Below are 2254 nucleotides of genomic sequence, written 5' to 3'. Positions count from 1 at the left end.
CGGGCCCCGACGACGATGTCGGCGCGGATGCTCACCCGCGCGGTCGGCGCCGGCCGCCGCTCCGCGCGCCGGATGCGCCACAGCGCGAAGGCCGAGATCAGGAAGCTGAACGCGTCGACGATCAGTCCGGCGACCGCGCTGACCGCGGCGACGAGCAGTCCGCCGGCCGCCGGGCCGGCCACCTGGGCGGCGGACTCGGTGCTCTGCAATGCGGAGTTGGCCCCGACCAGGTCGTCCTTGTCGAACATCGCCGGCAGATACGCCGCCCAGGCGACGCTGAAGAAGACCGTGGCGGCGCCGAGCAGCAGGGTGACGGCGAGCAGGTGGGCCATGGTGAGAGCGCCGGCCCAGGCGGCGACCGGCACGCTGATCACGAGCACGGCGGAGACCAGGTCGCTGACCAGCATCACCGGCTTGCGGGCGACCCGGTCGATCCAGGCGCCGGCGGGCAGGCCGATGAGCAGCCAGGGCAGCCAGGCGGCGGCGGTGAGCAGGCTGACGGTGAAGGCGCTCGCGTCCAGGACCTGCACGGCGATCAGGGGAGTGGTGACGGAGGCGACCGAGCTGCCCAGGCGGCTGACGGTCATGCCCGCCCACAGCTTGCGGAAATCGGCGTCGCGCAGGACGCCCCGGCGTTTGTCCTGGTCCGGGCCGGCCCCGACTGCGGCGGCCTCGTCCGGGCCGGTCGTCGCCGGGCCGGCCGGGGACCGCGCGGTCACGGGCGGGCCGGGAAGCCCCGGCCGATCATGAAGACCGGCTCCCGGTCCGGTGCCTCCGGGCGTCCCGCGTAGCGGTCCATGACCGCCTGGATCTCCGCGCCCATCTCGGCCAGCTCAGCCGGGCTCAACCGCAGGAAACCGTCGGTGGAGAACGCCGCGTCGCTCCACGGCTGCTCGCGGGAGGCCGGGCTGCCCAGCCAGGTCGAGATGAGCTCCACCTGCCGTTGCAGCCCGATCGCCATGGCCGCGTCGGCCGCCGCGATGTCCGCGGCGTCGGCGGCGAAGTCGGCCGTGCTCCAGCTGATGCTCCGGTCCGGCATGCGCCACCAGTGCTCCTTGCGGTTGCGCGCGAGCTCCGGTGCCTCCTCGATGAGACCGGCCTCGGCGAGCACCCGCAGGTGGTGGCTCACGTTGGCCACGGCCTGGCCGATGGTGCGGGCCAGCACGCTGGGCATGGACGGCCCGTCCACGCGCAGCACGTCCAGGAGCCGGCGTCGTACCGGATGCGCGACCGCCTTGAGGACGGCGGCGTCCTTGATCTGAGCCATGACCCCACCCTGCCATTGTTAAGAGTCGTTGCGCAACAGCTCTTTACCATTAGGCTGGGGCGATGATCCGATCCAGAGCTGCCGCGGACCTGCCCGCCTGCGTGGCCACGCTGCGGGTGGTGCACGAGGAAGACGGTTATCCGCTGAACTGGCCCGCCGATCCCCGAGCCTGGCTGATGCCGCCGGGCCTGCGCGGAGCCTGGGTCGCGGTCGAAGGGGAGACCGTCACCGGGCATGCGATCGTGACCAGCGAGGGGGAGCTGAGCAGGCTTTTCGTCAGCCCTCAGCGGCGCGGCGCCGGCCTCGCCCGGGAGTTGATCGCCCACGCGCGCGCAGCTCACGGCGGACCGCTGGTGCTGGAAGTGGCCAACGCCGCGGCGGCGGCCTACTACGAGCGCTCCGGGTGGATCCTCACGGGCAGCGCGGTGGCGGACTGGACCGCGCCCGACGGCAGCCCGGTCACTCTGCGCCGCTACCGCTCAGCTTGACAGCCTCCGCACGATCTCGTCCGGCGGGAGCTGACGATCCGCCGACTCCGGCGCCCCGGCTGCCAGCTCAGTCCCGGCGATGTCCGCGTACACCACCGCCAAGGCCTCGAACAGCGCCGGCGTCAGTCCCGCCGCCTGCTGCGTGACCGCGATCTCCCGCATCTCGTCGACGAACCGGTGCGCCTTCGTGGCCGCGCTCACCACCCCCGCCGGGTCGTCCAGTCCGTTGCGGGCCAGGTCCGCCAGCACCTGCTCCAGCACCCCGTGCTGCCCAGCCGTCCGCATCGCCTGCGTGACCAGGGCGGTCAGTCCCTTGTAGACGCCGGCCGTGCACATCTTCAGCGCACTGGCCGAACCCAGCCCACCGCTGAGCACCACCGGCTCGACCTGACCGTCCCACGGCAACCCGGCCACAACCTCCGCCGGCGGCCCGCTGAGGGAGATCCGGCCGGCCGGCCGGGCGGACGGCGGCGGTCCCGTGGTCGAGCCGTGCACAAGC

4 protein-coding genes are annotated in these 2254 nt (G+C 73.3%); 1 reads left to right on the top strand and 3 read right to left on the bottom strand.

Annotated features, from left to right (window positions below; translation table 11 throughout):
* Positions 1–719 (bottom strand): MFS transporter (locus tag AB0C29_RS44625; protein ID WP_360833906.1); only part of this gene is annotated, 719 nt, incomplete at its 3' end.
* Positions 716–1267 (bottom strand): helix-turn-helix domain-containing protein, encoded by a 552-nt coding sequence (locus AB0C29_RS44620; RefSeq protein WP_360833904.1) that lies wholly within the window; start codon positions 1265–1267, stop codon positions 716–718. The genes AB0C29_RS44620 and AB0C29_RS44625, both read right to left, overlap by 4 nt.
* A 62-nt stretch (positions 1268–1329) precedes the next feature.
* Here AB0C29_RS44620 and AB0C29_RS44615 point away from each other — a divergent pair, with 62 nt between their 5' ends.
* Positions 1330–1755 carry a GNAT family N-acetyltransferase gene (locus tag AB0C29_RS44615; RefSeq protein WP_360833902.1) on the top strand — a complete coding sequence of 142 codons (426 nt, stop codon included), beginning with the start codon at positions 1330–1332 and terminating at the stop codon, positions 1753–1755.
* On the opposite strand, the gene AB0C29_RS44610 is transcribed toward AB0C29_RS44615, so the two are convergent.
* Positions 1747–2254: DUF1932 domain-containing protein (locus tag AB0C29_RS44610; RefSeq protein ID WP_360833900.1), on the bottom strand; the 508-nt coding region annotated here is incomplete at its 5' end. The two genes, AB0C29_RS44615 and AB0C29_RS44610, sit on opposite strands and share 9 nt — an antisense overlap.

It is taken from the genome of Actinoplanes sp. NPDC048791, assembly GCF_040650095.1.
Taxonomy (GTDB): Bacteria; Actinomycetota; Actinomycetes; order Mycobacteriales; family Micromonosporaceae; genus Actinoplanes.
Note: the sequence above shows the minus strand (reverse complement) of the source record. Positions and strands in the feature narration are given on the sequence as shown.

Bases quoted from the DNA above. Each gene is read 5' to 3' on its own strand.
- AB0C29_RS44620 (WP_360833904.1), bottom strand. From the start codon at position 1,267: ATGGCTCAGATCAAGGACGCCGCCGTCCTCAAGGCGGTCGCGCATCCG.
- AB0C29_RS44615 (WP_360833902.1), top strand. From the start codon at position 1,330: ATGATCCGATCCAGAGCTGCCGCGGACCTGCCCGCCTGCGTGGCCACG.